The organism is Pseudomonas sp. RGM2987, from assembly GCF_022952855.1.
In the GTDB taxonomy this organism is placed as follows: domain Bacteria; phylum Pseudomonadota; class Gammaproteobacteria; order Pseudomonadales; family Pseudomonadaceae; genus Aquipseudomonas.
Map to the genome: position 1 here is coordinate 68,066 of NZ_JALJDX010000218.1, position 15,734 is coordinate 83,799.

Here is a 15,734-nt window from a genome sequence, read left to right on the forward strand (position 1 = left end):
TAGACCATCCCCCAATAACTCAAGGCCATGGAGGATGAGGCGATACGAGCATAGGTTGCGCCGTAATTACGCTACACGCTGATGCGTTGATAATGAGGGCAGCTCACCCGACCATCGCACCAAAAACTGCCATTCCCGCCATGCCTCAGCGACCCACTAGCGCTGTACGGTGTTGAGAACGTAAAGCTCGCCGGGGCAGTCAAGACATTTCGCAACGGATAAGATCTCGATGGCACAGAACGACACTGCCAAAAACGGCAACGGTGGCAACCTCGGTTTCGAGGCTAATCTTTTCAAAGCCGCCGACAAGCTGCGCGGTAACATGGAACCAAGCGACTACAAGCACGTCGCTCTCGGGCTCATCTTCCTGAAGTACATCTCCGACGCCTTCGAGGCCAAGCACAAGGCGCTGCTGGCCGAAGACGCACAAGCCGCCGAGGACAAGGACGAATACCTTGCGGACAACGTGTTCTGGGTGCCGAAGGAGGCACGCTGGTCACATCTGCAGGCCAATGCCAAGCTGCCCACCATCGGTACTTTGATCGACGACGCCATGCGCGCCATTGAGAAGGACAACGAGTCGCTCAAAGGTGTGCTGCCCAAGGACTACGCCCGCCCCGCCCTCAACAAGGTGATGGTAGGGGAACTGATCGACCTGATCTCCGGCATTGCGATGGGCGCGGAAAGCGACCGCTCGAAAGATATCCTCGGGCGCGTGTACGAATACTTCCTCGGCCAGTTCGCCGGCGCCGAAGGCAAGCGTGGCGGTGAATTCTACACCCCGCGCTCGGTTGTGCGTGTATTGGTTGAAATGCTCGAACCACTGCCTGATCCCGCACGTGGGGTGGCCGGCCGTGTCTACGATCCCTGCTGCGGCTCGGGTGGGATGTTCGTCCAGTCGGAAAAGTTCGTGCAGGAGCACGGCGGTCGCATTGGCGAAATCGCGATCTACGGACAGGAGTCGAACTACACCACCTGGAGACTGGCCAAGATGAACCTAGCGGTAAGGGGTATCGACTCCGACATCCGCTGGAACAACGAAGGTAGCTTCCACAAGGACGAACTGCGCGACCTTAAGGCCGACTACATCCTCGCCAACCCGCCTTTCAACATCTCCGACTGGGGCGGCGACCGTCTGCGTGAAGACCTGCGCTGGAAATTCGGCGTGCCGCCTGTGGGCAATGCCAACTATGCGTGGCTGCAGCACATCCACCACCACCTCGCACCCAACGGCACGGCGGGCGTGGTACTGGCCAACGGCTCGATGAGCTCCAACCAGTCCGGCGAAGGCGATATTCGTAAGGCCATGCTTGAAGCTGATGTGGTCGATTGTATGGTGCTGCTGCCCGGCCAGCTTTTTTACTCCACGCAGATTCCCGCATGCCTGTGGTTCCTGGCCCGGAACAAGCAGCCGGGAGGCGGTTTACGCGACAGGCGCGGGGAGGTTTTGTTCATCGACGCTCGAAAGATGGGCGAGCTAGTCGATCGCACTCGACGCGAACTCACTGACGAAGAAGTCCAGAAGATCGCCGATACATATCACGCCTGGCGCGGTGAGAAGGCCGCTGGGGAGTACGACGACGTTGCGGGCTTCTGCAAATCGGCATCGATGGACGACATCCGCAAGCACGACTATGTCCTAACGCCGGGGCGCTACGTGGGCGCGGCGGAGCAAGAAGACGATGGTGAGCCTTTCGACGAAAAGATGGCGCGACTCTTCTCGCAGTGGCGTGAGCAGCAGGCAGTATCGGCCAAGCTGGACGCTGCAATTGAGGCCAACTTGAAGGAGCTTGGATATGGCGAATGAGTTGGCCACTCTTACGTTGGAGGATTGTCTTGAAGCTCTGATTGACTATCGCGGTAAGACACCACGCAAAACGGATTTCGGCATTCCGTTAATTACCGCGAAAGTAGTTAAGTCGGGACGTATCGAGCCCCCTAATGAGTTTATTGCTGAAGAGGATTACGGAGCGTGGATGACCCGCGGCTATCCTCAAATCGGTGATGTTGTGTTAACCACCGAAGCTCCACTAGGCGAAGTTGCGCAAATAAAATTCCTGCCGGTCGCGTTAGCCCAACGTATAGTTACTCTAAGAGGCAAGCGAGACCTGCTTGATAGCAGCTACTTGCTCTACCTAATGCAATCACAGGAAATGCAAGCGAAACTTCTCGGTCGCAGTTCCGGGACAACAGTGATCGGCATCAAGCAAAGCGAACTTCGCAAGATACAAGTAGCGTTACCCCCCATAGCTGAACAACGCTCCATCGCCCACATTCTCAGCACACTCGACGAAAAGATCGAAATCAATCGCAAGCAGAACGAAACGCTAGAGGCCATGGCCCACGCTTTGTTCCAGGCGTGGTTCGTGGATTTCGAACCAGTGCGCGCCAAGCTCGAAGGCCGCTGGCAACGCAGCCAATGCCTCCCGGGCCTGCCCGCCCCCCTCTGGGACCTCTTCCCCGACCGCCTCGTCGAGTCAGATCTGAGGGAGATCCCGGAAGGCTGGGAAAGCGTACCAGCGAGTCGCCTCGTAGAGTTCAATCCGTCCGAGCAATTGCGAAAAGAGACGGAGGCCCCGTATATCGAGATGGCTGCTTTACCGACGGCCGGAAGTTGGCCTGAACCGCCGGTATTGCGGCCGTTCGGCAGTGGTATGCGCTTTCGAAACGGTGACACCCTGTTGGCACGGATCACGCCTTGTTTGGAGAACGGCAAGACGGCGTTTGTCCAATCCTTGCCGGATAACACAGTGGGATGGGGTTCCACCGAGTACATCGTAATGCGCCCCAAGGCTCCGGTTCCGGCGGAATTTGGGTATTTGCTGGCACGCGACGCGGCCTTTCGAGAGCAAGCTATCCGAAGCATGACCGGCACTTCGGGTCGCCAACGTGTTCAATCTGACTCAGTTGCTGCATTCAAGCTTGCGGCACCGTCGAACGAAGCCGTGTGGGATGCATTCTCAGGAGTTGTTGCTCCCGTATTCAAAAACATCAAAGCCAACGCGGAGGCAATCGCAACACTCGCTCAACTCCGCGATACCTTGCTGCCCAAGCTCATCTCCGGCGAGCTGCGCCTGCTGGATGCCGAGCGCATCGTCGGAGCTTAACAAATGAAGCTTCAGCTTGATCCAAACAATTATGAGGCTTGCCCACCATACAACGAATGGTTGGATGAACAGTATTCAGAACAGTCGAGTGGGATACTCGACATTCTTGGTTATCAGCCAAGGCCAAGCTTTGTTCTTTTTAGCATGAGCCCCGACACCTATGAAGCCACGTTTGCGGACTTCACACAGCAGCGCCAAGAAGAAATAAAAGAATCAGTATGCAATCAATTCCCATCTCCGATCGCTTACTATTTCTACCGATTTGAAAACGGATACGAGAACGACCTACAACGTCTACACCTACTTCGGGACACTTGGGAATCGGTCATCGACATTCTTCATGCGCTAGCCGTGGCGGAATGCCGTCATCGAAATATTCCAGTCGTAGACCCACTGAAATTTAGAGACCTGTTCACTGACAGTGTCGTAAAGAGGCTTGAGAACATCGAGGGGATCACCAGTCAGTTAAGTGCCGCAGGAATTTCCCCCTCCGTCGCAAAAATCTCACCGGCAGCGACACTTGCTGCTATGAGGGAGCTCAACCAGTCACGAAATGCTTTCTCCCATAGCGCGGCGCAGTCTGAGGCGCAGGCACGGAGTTGGATTAGCGAATGTTATGTAGATGCATTGGAAGTTCTTGCAAGTCTTGATGGACTAGAAAACATCCAGATCGTTCGATATTTAGGCCAGGCTGATGTGAAAACCCTGCGATGTGAAATATTCAGAGGCCACAGTTCCACACGAACAATTCAGAACATAAAAATTAATGACCAGCAAATGCTGGACTCTGCGAGATACTTTCAGCAAGGACAGATGCTTGTGATTGCTGACGGGCTTATTTTTGGTCTTCGTCCAATGATTTATTTTCGCGAGGACGGCGTCGGCCACACAACTCGTCTTTGTATTTTCAGAAAGACTAGAGGTGAAGTACCAGATCGGCGGCTTGAGTACGAAATTATTGGCGAAGCCGCACGCCACGAAGAAGATCGGAAAAACTTCGCCACAGAAATAAACGAGCTGCGCGGACTGTTTGGATTGGAGGTGGAATAGAAATGTGCAAATCCAAAATGGCAGGAGGACAATAATGGCTTTTCTGTCGGAGGCCGCCGTTGAGCAAGCACTGCTGGATCAGTTGCGCGCGCTCGATTACCGCATCGAACTTGAGGAGGACATCGGCCCCGACGCTGACGTTTCCAAACACAAGCGACCGGAGCGCGAGAGCCACGATGAGGTCGTGCTCAAGAAGCGGTTGGAGGACGCCGTAGCGCGCCTGAACCCTGGCCTCCCATTGGAGGCGCGCCAGGATGCGATTCGGAAGGTGACGCAGTCCGAGCTACCCTCGCTGCTTGAAGAGAACCGCCGCCTCCATAAGTTGATGACGGAAGGTGTGGACGTAGAATACTACGCCCATGATGGCACGCTAACCGCTGGCAAGGTCGTGCTTATCGACTTCGAACACCCAGTACTGAACGACTGGCTGGCGGTAAGCCAGTTTGTTGTGATCAGCGGCCAGAACAAACGGCGGCCCGACGTAGTGGTGTTCGTTAACGGCTTGCCGCTGGGTGTGATCGAGCTGAAAGCGCCAGGCAGCGCGGGGGCGCATTTGCTGGGCGCGTTCAACCAACTGCAGACCTACAAGCAGAAGATTCCGGCTCTATTCAACACCAACGCGCTGCTGGTTACCTCGGACGGTATTGCGGCACGGGTAGGTTCGTTGTCAGCAGACTTAGAGCGCTTCATGCCGTGGCGCACCACTGACGGCAAAAAAGTTGCTCCGAAAGGTGCGCCTGAACTCTCAACGCTTATTGAAGGTGTGTTCGAGCATAGCCGTCTGCTGGCTCTACTGCGCGATTTCACGGTATTTGGCGAAACCGGTTCGGGGCTGGCCAAGATCATCGCGGGTTATCACCAGTTTCACGCGGTGCGTCATGCAGTTGCATCGACTATTCGTGCTTCGGCGTCCGTGGAAGGCGTGGCAGAAGCCCCTTCCGACTACGGTTTGCTGAGCGTGAAGACGCAGGGGCAAGGTGACAAACGCGCTGGGGTGATCTGGCACACCCAAGGTTCCGGCAAGAGCTTCCTGATGGCGTTCTATGCCGGTCAACTGGTGAAACATCCGGTTATGGCCAACCCGACGCTGGTGGTGCTGACCGATCGCAATGATCTCGACGACCAGCTCTTCGCGACCTTTTCGATGTGTCGTGATCTGATCCGCCAAACGCCAGTTCAGGCCGAGAGCCGCGAAGATCTTCAGAAGGTCTTGAGCCGGGCATCGGGCGGCGTGATTTTCACGACCTTGCAGAAGTTCGGCGAGATAGCTCAGCCACTCACCACACGCCGCAATGTGGTCGTCATCGCGGATGAGGCGCACCGCAGTCAATACGGCTTCAATGCCAAGGTGGACGCGAAGACCGGTGAAATTTCCTATGGTTTTGCCAAATACATGCGCGACGCCTTGCCGAACGCATCCTTCATTGGCTTTACCGGCACGCCCATTGAGGCGGCCGACGTAAACACACCAGCGGTGTTCGGCAACTACATCGATGTCTACGATATCAGCCGTGCTGTCGAGGACGGTGCGACCGTACCAATCTACTATGAGTCGCGGCTGGCACGTATCGATCTCGACGAGGAAGAAAAGCCAAAGATCGACACCGAGGTCAACGACTTAACCGAAGAGTATTCAGACGCCGATCAGGAGCGCTTCAAGAAAAAATGGTCAACGGTCGAAGCATTGGTTGGCAGCGACAAGCGTCTGGCTCTGGTGGCCAAAGATATGGTCACCCACTTTGAGGATCGCGTGGCAGCCCTCGACGGCAAGGCGATGGTGGTGTGCATGAGCCGTCGTATCTGCGTCAAGCTCTACGATGAGATCGTCAAGCTGCGGCCAGATTGGCACAGCCTTGACGACAATGCGGGCGCAATCAAAATCGTAATGACGGGCGCAGCTAGCGACCCTCAGGAATGGCAACAGCACATCGGTCCTAAGGCCCGACGCGATCTGCTGGCCAAGCGAGCCCGCGATCCTAAAGACCCGCTCAAACTGGTGATCGTACGCGATATGTGGCTTACCGGCTTTGATGCACCTTGCATGCACACGATGTACGTGGACAAGCCGATGCAAGGGCACGGGCTTATGCAGGCGATTGCACGAGTGAATCGCGTGTTCCGCGATAAGCCGGCGGGGCTAATTGTGGACTACATCGGCATTGCACAAAACTTGAAGTCTGCTCTGCAGCAGTACTCCAAAAACGACCAGGAGAACACTGGCGTCGACGAAGCACAGGCCATTGCAGTGATGATGGAGAAGTATGAAGTCGTGCGAGACATGTACCACGGCTACGACTACATCTCCGCAATGAATGGTACGCCACAGCAGCGTCTGGCGATGATGGCGGGGGCCATCGAGTGGATTCTCGACCTTCAACAGCAACTGGCTGAAAAAGAGGAAACCAAAGAAGGTAAGAAGAACGCTCACCGCCGCTATCAGGACGCTGTGCTGGCTTTGTCCAAGGCCTTCGCCCTGGCATCTGCCTCCGACCAAGCCCGCGATATTCGCGAGGAGGTCGGATTCTTCCAGGCCATCCGTGCTGCGCTGGTCAAGAGTAGCACGGGCTCTGGCGCGACTGAGCAAGAACGCGAGTTGGCCATCCAGCAAATCGTCAGCCGCGCGGTGATCTCGACCGAGATCGTGGACATACTGGCTGCTGCGGGCATCAAGAGCCCGGACATCTCCATCCTCTCGGACGAGTTTCTCACGGAAGTGCAGCAGATGGAGAGGAAGAACCTTGCGCTTGAAGCATTGCGCAAGCTAATCAACGACGGCGTTCGCTCGCGCAGCAAGGCCAACATTGTACAGACCAAAGCGTTTTCGGAGCGGTTGGAGGACGCGGTGGCGCGTTACCACGCCAACGCCATCACCACCGCCGAAGTGCTGCAGGAGCTGATCCAGCTGGCCAAAGACATCCGCGCGGCGCGCCAGCGCGGCGAAGAGTCCGGTCTGTCAGATGAAGAGATTGCCTTCTACGACGCGCTGGCCGAGAACGAAAGCGCGATGCATGTGATAGGTGACGACAAGCTCAAGCTGATCGCCCACGAATTGCTGATGAGCTTGCGCGAGAACGTCTCGGTTGACTGGGCGCATCGGGATTCAGCCCGCGCAAGAATGCGAGTGCTGGTGAAGCGTATTCTGCGTAAGTACGGCTACCCACCAGACCTCCAAGACATGGCAGTGCAAACGGTGCTGCAGCAGGCCGAGGCATTGTCTTCGGGATGGACCGTTTCGAGGTAACGGATGCACTGATGGCTGAGTAAAGGAGCCATTGAAAAGCAAAACCCGGCAGACCTTTTGGTAGGCCGGGGTTCTTCGGAAGCTGGGCGGATAGGGATCTAACTTTGAGCTCAACAAGCACCGTCTATCGGAATCCAGACCACACAGCGTTCCAACAGGTATTCCAAGCAAGTTAACCAATAAATTATTAACCAGAAAAAACAGATAGATCCCAACTTGTTTTAACTTACCCGACCCATCAAATTAGCGTTATAAATCAGGTGGTTAGCGATAATCGAAAGTGCCTTTTTTGTACCCGAATGGCTGGTTTTAGCTCCGTTATGCCAGCTGAATGACAGCCTTTGTCTCACGAATCATACAACTTCTAGGCTGCTGGATTGCCTGTCATAAGTCGCTCAAGCGCAAGGATGTGGAAAATGCTCGGTGTTGAAGTCTTCAAGGGTGCCTACCAGAAGCTAGCCTGTCGATTCGCAGGGCTTACGTCCGACGTGTACTTGGTACCTCCTAGCCAGATGAACGAGCGCACGGACCTTTTGGGCGCCTTCAAAGTTGAATACGACGAAAAGCTATATTTCAACGACGACGCGGCTGACATGGAAAATTATGGCATAGAGGGTGCTGGAGGCATCACCATCAATTTCCTCTTGGCCGGGAAAGGTCGTAGCGCGATATTTATTAACGAAAATTGCTTGCAGGAGGGAGAGCGAGAGGACCTGATTTGGCTTTGGAGATACAACTCTCTTCATCACGAGCTTATGCATGCGTTGGACTTCAGCAAACAAAAGAACTTTAACACCGAACGGAGAACGATGGATCTCGTAGGCGCGGAGGTTTTTGCTGACTACAAAACCCTTTTGCATCTCAAGTCCATGAGCTCTAATGGCTTCATGAAAATAGCTCTACAGTCCTACGCATCGAACGCGAAGGTAATAGGCGCAAAAGGCGGAATCAGAACAGAGATCTACAATCGACTTGTGCGAAAGATAGGTAGTAATACTATCGATCACTGGGCAACGATGAAGATATAGCTATCTAGCAATGAGGTCACTACTGCCCCCCCGGCAGGCTCGCAGCGCTATTACGTTCAACCCAACAGTGATGCAGCAATATGGGGTTGAGCTTTGTCAGGCCGATGATCTTCGGCATGGTAGCGACGTAATTGTTAATCGCCCGCCCCCCTTGGGGATACCCGGATCGGCCCAGGAATAAACTAGACCCGCCGCCCGCTGTGCCAGGGCGTACTGTTTGGGCGGGCTCTCCGAGTTCCGGTGGTGCAACTCACGGCGATTCAACAGCCACAGCCACTCAACGCATGGATTGGCGCACATTCATAGTGACTGCTACTCCCAAACAGTGGTACGGCCCCTCGTAATTTATCGCCCTGCCGCTCGCTGCGCAGCAATATGAGGGGCCGTACCATCCTGTATAGCGTGTAGGCATGCGCCAAATTAATCGTTCAACCTCGCATCCTCAGGTTTCTCCAAGCGCCAGCCTATTGGGTATATGCCGGGATGAATTTAACAAGACAGTCCGGCCAAATGTGCGTGAGTTCCCGATCGGCAAACAGGGCGTCGGCTTTGATCGTTTGGATCTCGACGCGCGGGCCGATTCCTACATTGCCGCCAACGCCCTCAATAAACGCCTGGCTGATGGTTCATCAACGCGACCTTCCGGAAGGTCTTCGCCATCTGCCTCGCGAAGTCGGCGACGCCTTACCAAAATCAGTTATCTCCCAGGCGGAAATAAAGGGAGAATTTGAGAAGGCGTTAGAGATGGTCTTGGGGAAAAATAAACGGAAAGCCCAGTAAGCATTCATTGGAGGCTGCTCGTGGAAGATGAGTGCGAGGTTTTATACGTAGCTAGTCTGGGCAAGATGCTCGGTCGAACAGAAGCATCAATCCGGCGCAGCGTCGATTGGCTGCCGAAGGGTTTCAAGATGGGCACCAGGCATTGCTGGCTCAAGGATGATATGCGGGAATTCCTCAGCGCCTGCCGGGATGACGAGAACAAGGCGCCGAAGGCAGGCCGGAAGCGCACCACCAGCATTAGTCGTCGACCGTTGAGTTGACGGGCTGTTTCACACATGAAATCTAGGCCGTGGATGGCTGGGTGAAACCCGGAATCAAAATATCATGACGCTCATGTCGAGCACGGAGGCTGCAGTTCTGCTAGGGATCGGTCGCACCACTGCCTATCGCCTTGCAAAGGAAGGCCGCCTCCCCCTACGGGCGAAGCTTTGGACCGTTAAGGATTCACGCAGAAAGACTTCAAGCCATGATTGATGCAGAAGCCAATGCAAGCGTGACGTTCGCTCCGCATTCAACTTGTAATCCAGAAGCACATCACGCTACAGGTCAAGCAAGAGTCGGTGGATTAAAGTCGGCCGCACAGCTATCCCGTCAGCTTGACGAAATGTTCCAGTCTCGACCAAAAAACAGAACCGTTGATCGAGGTCGCTGAAGTAGGAGTGATAAATGCAAAACCTTGATCGCTCCCCAACTGCCCTCCAAGATCGCCGAAAACCAGCTCGCCCTGGAAGCAGCTATCATGGAGCTGTCCAATTGGGTCGAGGCGCACGACTCAGCTGACATCGCCCACAACGTGCGTGGTGCCTTGGACACCGTCGACAAGAACGAGGATTCATCAAGCTGACGCTTGCTGCTAATGACTCCGGAATGATCTAGAAACCAAGACGACTTTCACCCCTGGTAATCACGTCGTAAAGAAGATTTGTAGAGCCCTCAGGTCAAGCATTAAACTTTTCAAGTAGAATGCTTGACGAGCAATAATCAATCCTGTTTACTGGCATCAGTGCTGAAACTGGCCAATAGGGAGATCATCATGTCGCTTACAAAATTTGGTACCGCCGTTCGCGAATACCGCCGTCAACTGGGCCTTACGCTCAGCACCATGGCGGCCGCGCTCGGAACTTCTTCCGCTTTTCTCAGTGCCATGGAGACAGGCAGAAGCAAGGTCCCAATGGAATGGGCTGAAAAGATCGGTAGTTATTTTTCAGCTCAAGGCAAAAGTATCCAAATTGAACGCCTCAAAGCGATGGCATGTGAGTCAAACGACAGCGTGTCGCTTGAAGGTTTGCCGCCTCATCACAAAATGCTGATTGCCGGATTCGCCAATTCGGACCTAAACCAGGAGCAGCTGGCAAAGCTTGGAAAACTGCTTTCAGAGATTTATGGGGAGAAACCGAAAGATGACGCCTGAAGATCCGCAAAACTACTGCATGCGGGGACATCGGGTCCACGCACTCGCCCCAAACGAAATCAAGGAAGTTGCCCAACGCGTCTGCGAGATCATGAAGATCAAAAAGACGTCCTTCAAAGGAAAAAGGTCTGAACAGCTAATATCTCGATTCGAGCAATATGGCATCCACGTTGATGTAATTGCAGATGAAGAATGGATTGATGCTACTCGAGCAACAGTAGACCCCCAAAAAGCAATGATCTACGTGCCGGAAAAATTCTATAGCGATTTCTGCAGAGGGAGAGCGGAAGCCATACGAATCTTTCTTCATGAAATAGGCCACATAGTTCTCGGGCATCGACCTCTACTTCACTTCGCAGTCGAAAGTCCGAGGGAGGCTGAGGATTCAGAATGGCAGGCAGACTATCTTGCAGACTCGATAATTGATCTGTTAGGACTGCCGAAATTCGATAAACAAATGGAATTAAAGTTCTGATTGATTACGTTTGCACCGTAACCAATCAGAACTGGTGGTTGGCTAGCCAACCAAAGAAGTTCTCCACTCGCTTCTTGCAGACAGACAAGATTTATGCTGGCGAAGCCTCTCTAGACAAGAGCGGAGTCTACGTACGTCGAGTTCGTTTGTCCAGCAGGGTAAGTAGTGGCAACCCCTCAAGGAGATAGGTCATGACCTATACCGACGAACGGGGCACGTTCATCCTCCGCTGGAGCCGCCGACTGAAAAACGGCCACATCCAACGCGCAGTGGGCAAGCCTTTCAAAATCTACATCAAAGATTGATGTAGGCATGTAGCCCCGGCCAGCGATGGTCGGGGCCTTTTCATTTCACATCTATTAGTTTCCGCACATATACCTGGCACGCCTTCAGCGCGATCAGCCCCCGTCGCCGTCGTCGGTGATGGCGACAATTCGTTGAGCATGCGCTGGGGCAAGTTGGACTCCTGCTCTTTCATGAACCACGCCGTCGGCGCCGGAGGCGGCAGGCACTGCGCTGCAACTGGCTGAATCCTCGGGAGGACTGACAGCCGCAAATCAGAAGTGGCAAAGGCGATAACGCAGGCGAGCCTGATTGGTTTGAGCATCGCTCAGTTCCTTATAGTGGGTATGTTCACTGGCTGACAGCCGCTGCTCCAGGGCCAGGCGTTTGTCCTGCTCAGCCCGGGCCTCTGTGGCGGCTGCGTTGCTAATGGCGACGAGGTCAGCCTGATGCTGGCCGGCCTGCACTGCCCAGTTGCTTGCCCATTCGCCATTCGTGCACCTGCCACGCAACGCCAGCGGCGACGGCCATCAGCGCCAGGACCAGCAACAACAGTCCGACCAACTTCTGCGCCGCCGTCATGCCAGAGCCCACTGCCACTAACCTGAAGAAAGCCGAACAGCATAAGGGCGCGATTGAGCATGCGATCTCGGTCAGCCTTCGACTACTCGGTGACGTTTCCGGGATCGACCCGGGCGTCGAAGTTCAAGCCCGAAGCCTCCAGCGAGACCGTAGCCGGCTTCTTGACCAGATGGCTCGAGGCCAAAAACAGAAGCACGTCGCCAGCAGCACCTTCGATGGGTATCGGAAGCTGGTCACCCTGCGCCTCATCCCAGCGCTGGGCGAGACGATGCTCGTGGACCTGAAGCGGAAGACGGTTCGCGACTGGCTCGACACCCTGGAGGTGAGCAACAAGACGCTCAGCAATATCCAGAGCGGCCTGTGCTCAGCGCGGAATGATGCTACCGAGGAAGAGCTGATAGAACTGAACCCGCTCGCTGGCTGGCTGGCTGGACGAACTCCCGCAAGGCCACCGCCGAAAGAGGATGATGTCGATCCGTTTAGCCCCGAGGAGGAGCAGGCAGTGTTGGACTGGGGCGACATTGACTAGCTCCACGAAGAAGTGATGGTGAGCCGAGCGCTGACCCAGGCAGGAAAGGGTAAGGCGGAAACTACGAAGACTGCAGCCGGGCGCCGAAGCGTAAAGTTGCTGCGACCTGCGTTAGAGACGCTGAAGGTGCAGAAGGTGCACACCTTCTTGGCCGACGCCGAAGCCTTCCAGAAACCGCGTACGCTCGAGCCCTGGCGGGCGATGGCCCGATCCGGAGAACGATGTGGATGCCGGCGATGAAGAAAGCTGGTGTGCGGTATCGACGACCCTATCAAACTCGCCACACGTACGCTTCAATGATGCTTTCGGCTGACGAGCATCCAATAGGGGTGGCGAAGCAGATGGGGCATAGCGAATGGACGATGATTGCGCGAGTATATGGCCGCTGAATGCCATCCGCTGATCAAACCGCAGGCGGGAAAGCCGAAGCAGCATTTTTATTAGAAACCAATTTCACACATCCTAGCACTCACGGACGACTTCAATAATGTCAGATTCGATTGAAAAAAACACCCTAATGTGGTTCGGGGGGCTGTTACTGGGGGCGGTGACAACCACCGCGACTGCGGTTCATTTTTTACATGAGAATTTTATAACACCGATAAAAGTGTTTGAGTCCAGTCAAAAGGTAGAAAAGCTGACCGAGCAGTTAAATTCGCAATCGAACATTGTTGATGACTTAAATCGGACCAAAGAGAAACTGGACAAAGCCCAACTAAAACTGTCGCAAATAGAACACTCAAATTTGTTTATCAAAAACAATATATATCCTGCGACTTTAGAAGTTATAAAAGTTGGCGACAATATATCAAGGATTTATGAAGTCTACGACAATAGTCAGACTACTTCAGACAACGACACACCATCTCAACCTACTATCGCAGTTGATCTAAAAAACTCGGTTTTTTATCGTGTATCATATAGCTACGACCCTGAGAGCAAACTCATAAAATCTGTCGCTTACATGCTCGACTTTGAAATAGAACTGGGGAAAAATTTTCTTGAACTTGCAGTGAGCAATGCATTGGGAGCGCCCACCGCCCTGGGAGATAAGGATCAGTTCAGGTGGCAAACCGCTGAGGGCGTAAGCGCGTACATTATTCGAGGCGCCTACATCGTAATGAAGAAAGAACTCGTTCCAAGAGTGTGGGGTGGAGACCGTACACAATGACAGCAATATGAGAGCCTTCAGCCCCAAAGCCCCGGAACACAGGGCTCGGATGCGGGCTCAAATCACCCCAGCCCACCATTTCATCATCTAAAAACGTCCACGGACGTCTTTGTTTGTGGCTGAAATCCAGTAAATACGGGGCTTTCAGCGCCATCGAGCTCCATGGAGCTCTGGGGCGAAAACAGTCCGCTCGCGAACGCATGCTTCTGGCCGAAAGCTAAAGCTCCGGATTTTTCGCCTTCGATTCCGGACTCAGGTCAGCTGTCTTACACCCAACCCTAGAATCAGCCCGCCGCACAGGCGATCAATCACTTTGCGCGCCTTCTGATACGCGGAGGAAATCCTTGACTGCGACAACGCCAGCGCAACCAACCCATACCAAGTCAGCGAAACGACCACCACGACCGCCAGCATCGAAGCGAAGGTGCTGACCGAGACGTGGGCAGGGGCGGCGGCTGAAAAGACGGCGGCGTAGAAGGCCATGGATTTCGGATTGCCGATGTTGGTAATGACCCCCTGCAAGAAGGATTTCCGGACACTGCCAACCGGCTCCTCGTCAGCCTGTGAGACGGGATGCTTGCCTGCGTTAACGATCAAGCGTACCCCAAACCACATCAGGTACGCGGCACCCAGTATCTTCACGATCAGTGCCGCCCATGGGAAGGCTGCAAATATAAGACCCAGGCCTGTGATCGCACAGCCAGACCAGAGTAGGTTCACGGTCACTATACCGGCGACTAAAGCCAGAGCCTCGGAACGTGTCGCGGCCACTGCCTTGTGAACAACGGCAACGAAGTTAGGCCCCGGAATTACCACGCCCGCCAGATAAACCCAGAAAACAGTGAGTACTGCAGCACTGTCGAACATTTCGATCCCTCGCGTTTATCGGCGTCGGCGCCTGGTTGAAAATTTCCTCACATTGTTATCGCGAGAGCAATGATTATTCGCAGCAGTCACTCGCAGAGTCTGACTTGGGCGCTAGAGCGATCACAAGGCGCAAGCGTCAAGTAACCCCGCCTCCTCAACCACGCTTCCCCTCCCCCAACCCAGCAATCAAAAAATCCCTGAACGCAGAAACCGCCGCCGGCAAATTACGTCCCGCCATGCTCTGCAGTTCAATACGCCGAGCCTTCATCCCTTCATCAAGGATTGGCAAGCATTGCAACTGCTTGTCCGCTACCTGTTTGTGCAAGGTCATTTCGCTGGCCAGGCTGATCACTCCTTCTTCGCGCACGAAGCTATAGAGCGCGGCCACGTAATTGGTGGTCAACACCGGGTCAAACAACAACCCCTGTACACCGCAACAGATGTCGAACAGTTGCCGTATCGTGGTATCGGCCTTTGGTAACGCTATGGGCCAGGGTTGCAGCTCGGCGAGGCTGACTGCTTCACGCCCGGCCAAGGGATGGGAATTGGAAACCACGGCGAAAATCGCCCCGCTCAGAACATGTTCGACCTTGATCTCCTTTTGCGGCATCAGGCTGAAGGTCATCGCCAGATCCGCTTCGCCGGAACGAACCTTCTCAGTCGCCTCGGCAGGCGCACAGACCTCTAACGTGAAATGAATGCCCTGATACTCACGCCTGAACGCGCTGATGCTTCTGGGCATGTATTCCAGTGCAAAGCCTTCCGAGCAGGCAACGTGCACATGACCGCGTTGCAAGCCATGCAGCTCGGTGATCTCCAGCACCACCTGCTCGGCCTCGAGCTGCGACTTACGCGCATAAGCCGCCAGTCGCGCCCCCGCCTCACTGAGCACCATGCCCCGGGCACGACGCTCGAACAGGCTGGCATCCAGGGCCAGCTCGAGCTTGGAAATCTGTCGGCTCACCGCTGACGCTGCGACATTGAGCCGCACCGAGGCTTCGCTGATCGATCCGCATCGTGCTACTTCCAGAAAATAGCGCAGTGCCGTGGACTGCACACCATACAGCTGCATCGGCGCCCCCAGGGATTGCCTTTTCGGCAATGCAAGTATCGAAATATTATTCTTGTGGCACTGATAGCCTTTCCCTACATTCGTGTCCAGACCAAAAAAACATGACCTGAGCTTCTCACCCTCCTTTACGCATTTGCGA

Annotated in this window: 13 protein-coding genes and 1 pseudogene; 11 read left to right on the forward strand and 3 right to left on the reverse strand. The window is 54.6% G+C overall.

Annotated features, from left to right (window positions below):
* Positions 1 to 229 precede the first annotated feature (229 nt).
* The 9 genes from RGM2987_RS23400 (at position 230) to RGM2987_RS23440 (ending at position 11,092) form a co-directional block, all read left to right on the forward strand.
* Entirely contained in the window at positions 230 to 1,807 is a 1,578-nt protein-coding gene (locus tag RGM2987_RS23400; protein WP_245145174.1) for a class I SAM-dependent DNA methyltransferase, read from the forward strand.
* Entirely contained in the window at positions 1,797 to 3,107 is a 1,311-nt protein-coding gene (locus RGM2987_RS23405; protein WP_245145175.1) for a restriction endonuclease subunit S, read from the forward strand. The genes RGM2987_RS23400 and RGM2987_RS23405 overlap by 11 nt, the downstream gene beginning before the upstream one ends.
* Positions 3,108 to 3,110: 3 nt before the next feature.
* Positions 3,111 to 4,157, forward strand: a complete 1,047-nt coding sequence (locus RGM2987_RS23410) for a hypothetical protein (RefSeq protein ID WP_245145176.1) — start codon at positions 3,111 to 3,113, stop codon at positions 4,155 to 4,157.
* Positions 4,158 to 4,191: 34 nt separating this feature from the next.
* Positions 4,192 to 7,398, forward strand: coding sequence for a type I restriction endonuclease subunit R (locus RGM2987_RS23415; RefSeq protein ID WP_245145177.1), 3,207 nt, complete (start codon positions 4,192 to 4,194; stop codon positions 7,396 to 7,398).
* Between the two features lie 416 nt (positions 7,399 to 7,814).
* The gene (locus tag RGM2987_RS23420) at positions 7,815 to 8,426 is read left to right on the forward strand and encodes a hypothetical protein (RefSeq protein ID WP_245145178.1); all 612 of its coding nucleotides are present in this window, start codon (positions 7,815 to 7,817) and stop codon (positions 8,424 to 8,426) included.
* Positions 8,427 to 9,226: 800 nt separating this feature from the next.
* Positions 9,227 to 9,466 carry a hypothetical protein gene (locus RGM2987_RS23425; RefSeq protein WP_245145179.1) on the forward strand — a complete coding sequence of 80 codons (240 nt, stop codon included), beginning with the start codon at positions 9,227 to 9,229 and terminating at the stop codon, positions 9,464 to 9,466.
* Positions 9,467 to 9,882: 416 nt separating this feature from the next.
* Positions 9,883 to 10,050 (forward strand): hypothetical protein, encoded by a 168-nt coding sequence (locus RGM2987_RS23430; protein ID WP_245145180.1) that lies wholly within the window; start codon positions 9,883 to 9,885, stop codon positions 10,048 to 10,050.
* Positions 10,051 to 10,239: 189 nt separating this feature from the next.
* Positions 10,240 to 10,617 (forward strand): helix-turn-helix transcriptional regulator, encoded by a 378-nt coding sequence (locus RGM2987_RS23435; protein WP_245145181.1) that lies wholly within the window; start codon positions 10,240 to 10,242, stop codon positions 10,615 to 10,617.
* Positions 10,607 to 11,092 carry a hypothetical protein gene (locus RGM2987_RS23440; protein ID WP_245145182.1) on the forward strand — a complete coding sequence of 162 codons (486 nt, stop codon included), beginning with the start codon at positions 10,607 to 10,609 and terminating at the stop codon, positions 11,090 to 11,092. Before RGM2987_RS23435 ends, RGM2987_RS23440 begins: the two co-directional genes overlap by 11 nt.
* Before the next feature lie 723 nt (positions 11,093 to 11,815).
* Here the strand turns inward: RGM2987_RS23440 and RGM2987_RS27605 are convergent.
* A complete protein-coding gene (locus RGM2987_RS27605; RefSeq protein WP_348529650.1) occupies positions 11,816 to 11,956 on the reverse strand; it encodes a hypothetical protein in 141 nt (46 codons plus the stop codon).
* On the opposite strand from RGM2987_RS27605, the pseudogene RGM2987_RS23450 reads away from it, so the two are divergent.
* Both RGM2987_RS23450 and RGM2987_RS23455 read left to right on the forward strand, forming a co-directional pair.
* Positions 11,955 to 12,871 (forward strand): annotated as a pseudogene (locus RGM2987_RS23450) (tyrosine-type recombinase/integrase); the annotation flags it as partial. The gene RGM2987_RS27605 and the pseudogene RGM2987_RS23450 overlap by 2 nt on opposite strands.
* Positions 12,872 to 12,972: 101 nt before the next feature.
* Positions 12,973 to 13,656: a hypothetical protein gene (locus RGM2987_RS23455; protein WP_245145183.1), complete on the forward strand. Its 684-nt coding sequence runs from the start codon at positions 12,973 to 12,975 to the stop codon at positions 13,654 to 13,656.
* Between the two features lie 252 nt (positions 13,657 to 13,908).
* Here RGM2987_RS23455 and RGM2987_RS23460 read toward each other — a convergent pair whose 3' ends face one another.
* Both RGM2987_RS23460 and RGM2987_RS23465 read right to left on the reverse strand, forming a co-directional pair.
* The gene (locus tag RGM2987_RS23460; protein ID WP_245145184.1) at positions 13,909 to 14,523 is read right to left on the reverse strand and encodes a LysE family translocator; all 615 of its coding nucleotides are present in this window, start codon (positions 14,521 to 14,523) and stop codon (positions 13,909 to 13,911) included.
* A 154-nt stretch (positions 14,524 to 14,677) separates the two neighbouring features.
* On the reverse strand, positions 14,678 to 15,595 hold the full coding sequence (locus RGM2987_RS23465; RefSeq protein WP_245145229.1) for a LysR substrate-binding domain-containing protein: 918 nt from the start codon (positions 15,593 to 15,595) through the stop codon (positions 14,678 to 14,680).
* Between the last annotated feature and the right edge of the window lie 139 nt (positions 15,596 to 15,734).

What these genes read in the sequence shown, in the direction of transcription:
- RGM2987_RS23400 (WP_245145174.1), top strand. Translation starts at nt 230, where the DNA reads ATGGCACAGAACGACACTGCCAAAAACGGCAACGGTGGCAACCTCGGT.
- RGM2987_RS23405 (WP_245145175.1), top strand. Translation starts at nt 1,797, where the DNA reads ATGGCGAATGAGTTGGCCACTCTTACGTTGGAGGATTGTCTTGAAGCT.
- RGM2987_RS23410 (WP_245145176.1), top strand. Translation starts at nt 3,111, where the DNA reads ATGAAGCTTCAGCTTGATCCAAACAATTATGAGGCTTGCCCACCATAC.
- RGM2987_RS23415 (WP_245145177.1), top strand. Translation starts at nt 4,192, where the DNA reads ATGGCTTTTCTGTCGGAGGCCGCCGTTGAGCAAGCACTGCTGGATCAG.
- RGM2987_RS23420 (WP_245145178.1), top strand. Translation starts at nt 7,815, where the DNA reads ATGCTCGGTGTTGAAGTCTTCAAGGGTGCCTACCAGAAGCTAGCCTGT.
- RGM2987_RS23435 (WP_245145181.1), top strand. Translation starts at nt 10,240, where the DNA reads ATGTCGCTTACAAAATTTGGTACCGCCGTTCGCGAATACCGCCGTCAA.
- RGM2987_RS23440 (WP_245145182.1), top strand. Translation starts at nt 10,607, where the DNA reads ATGACGCCTGAAGATCCGCAAAACTACTGCATGCGGGGACATCGGGTC.
- RGM2987_RS27605 (WP_348529650.1), bottom strand. Translation starts at nt 11,956, where the DNA reads ATGACGGCGGCGCAGAAGTTGGTCGGACTGTTGTTGCTGGTCCTGGCG.
- RGM2987_RS23455 (WP_245145183.1), top strand. Translation starts at nt 12,973, where the DNA reads ATGTCAGATTCGATTGAAAAAAACACCCTAATGTGGTTCGGGGGGCTG.
- RGM2987_RS23460 (WP_245145184.1), bottom strand. Translation starts at nt 14,523, where the DNA reads ATGTTCGACAGTGCTGCAGTACTCACTGTTTTCTGGGTTTATCTGGCG.
- RGM2987_RS23465 (WP_245145229.1), bottom strand. Translation starts at nt 15,595, where the DNA reads ATGCAGCTGTATGGTGTGCAGTCCACGGCACTGCGCTATTTTCTGGAA.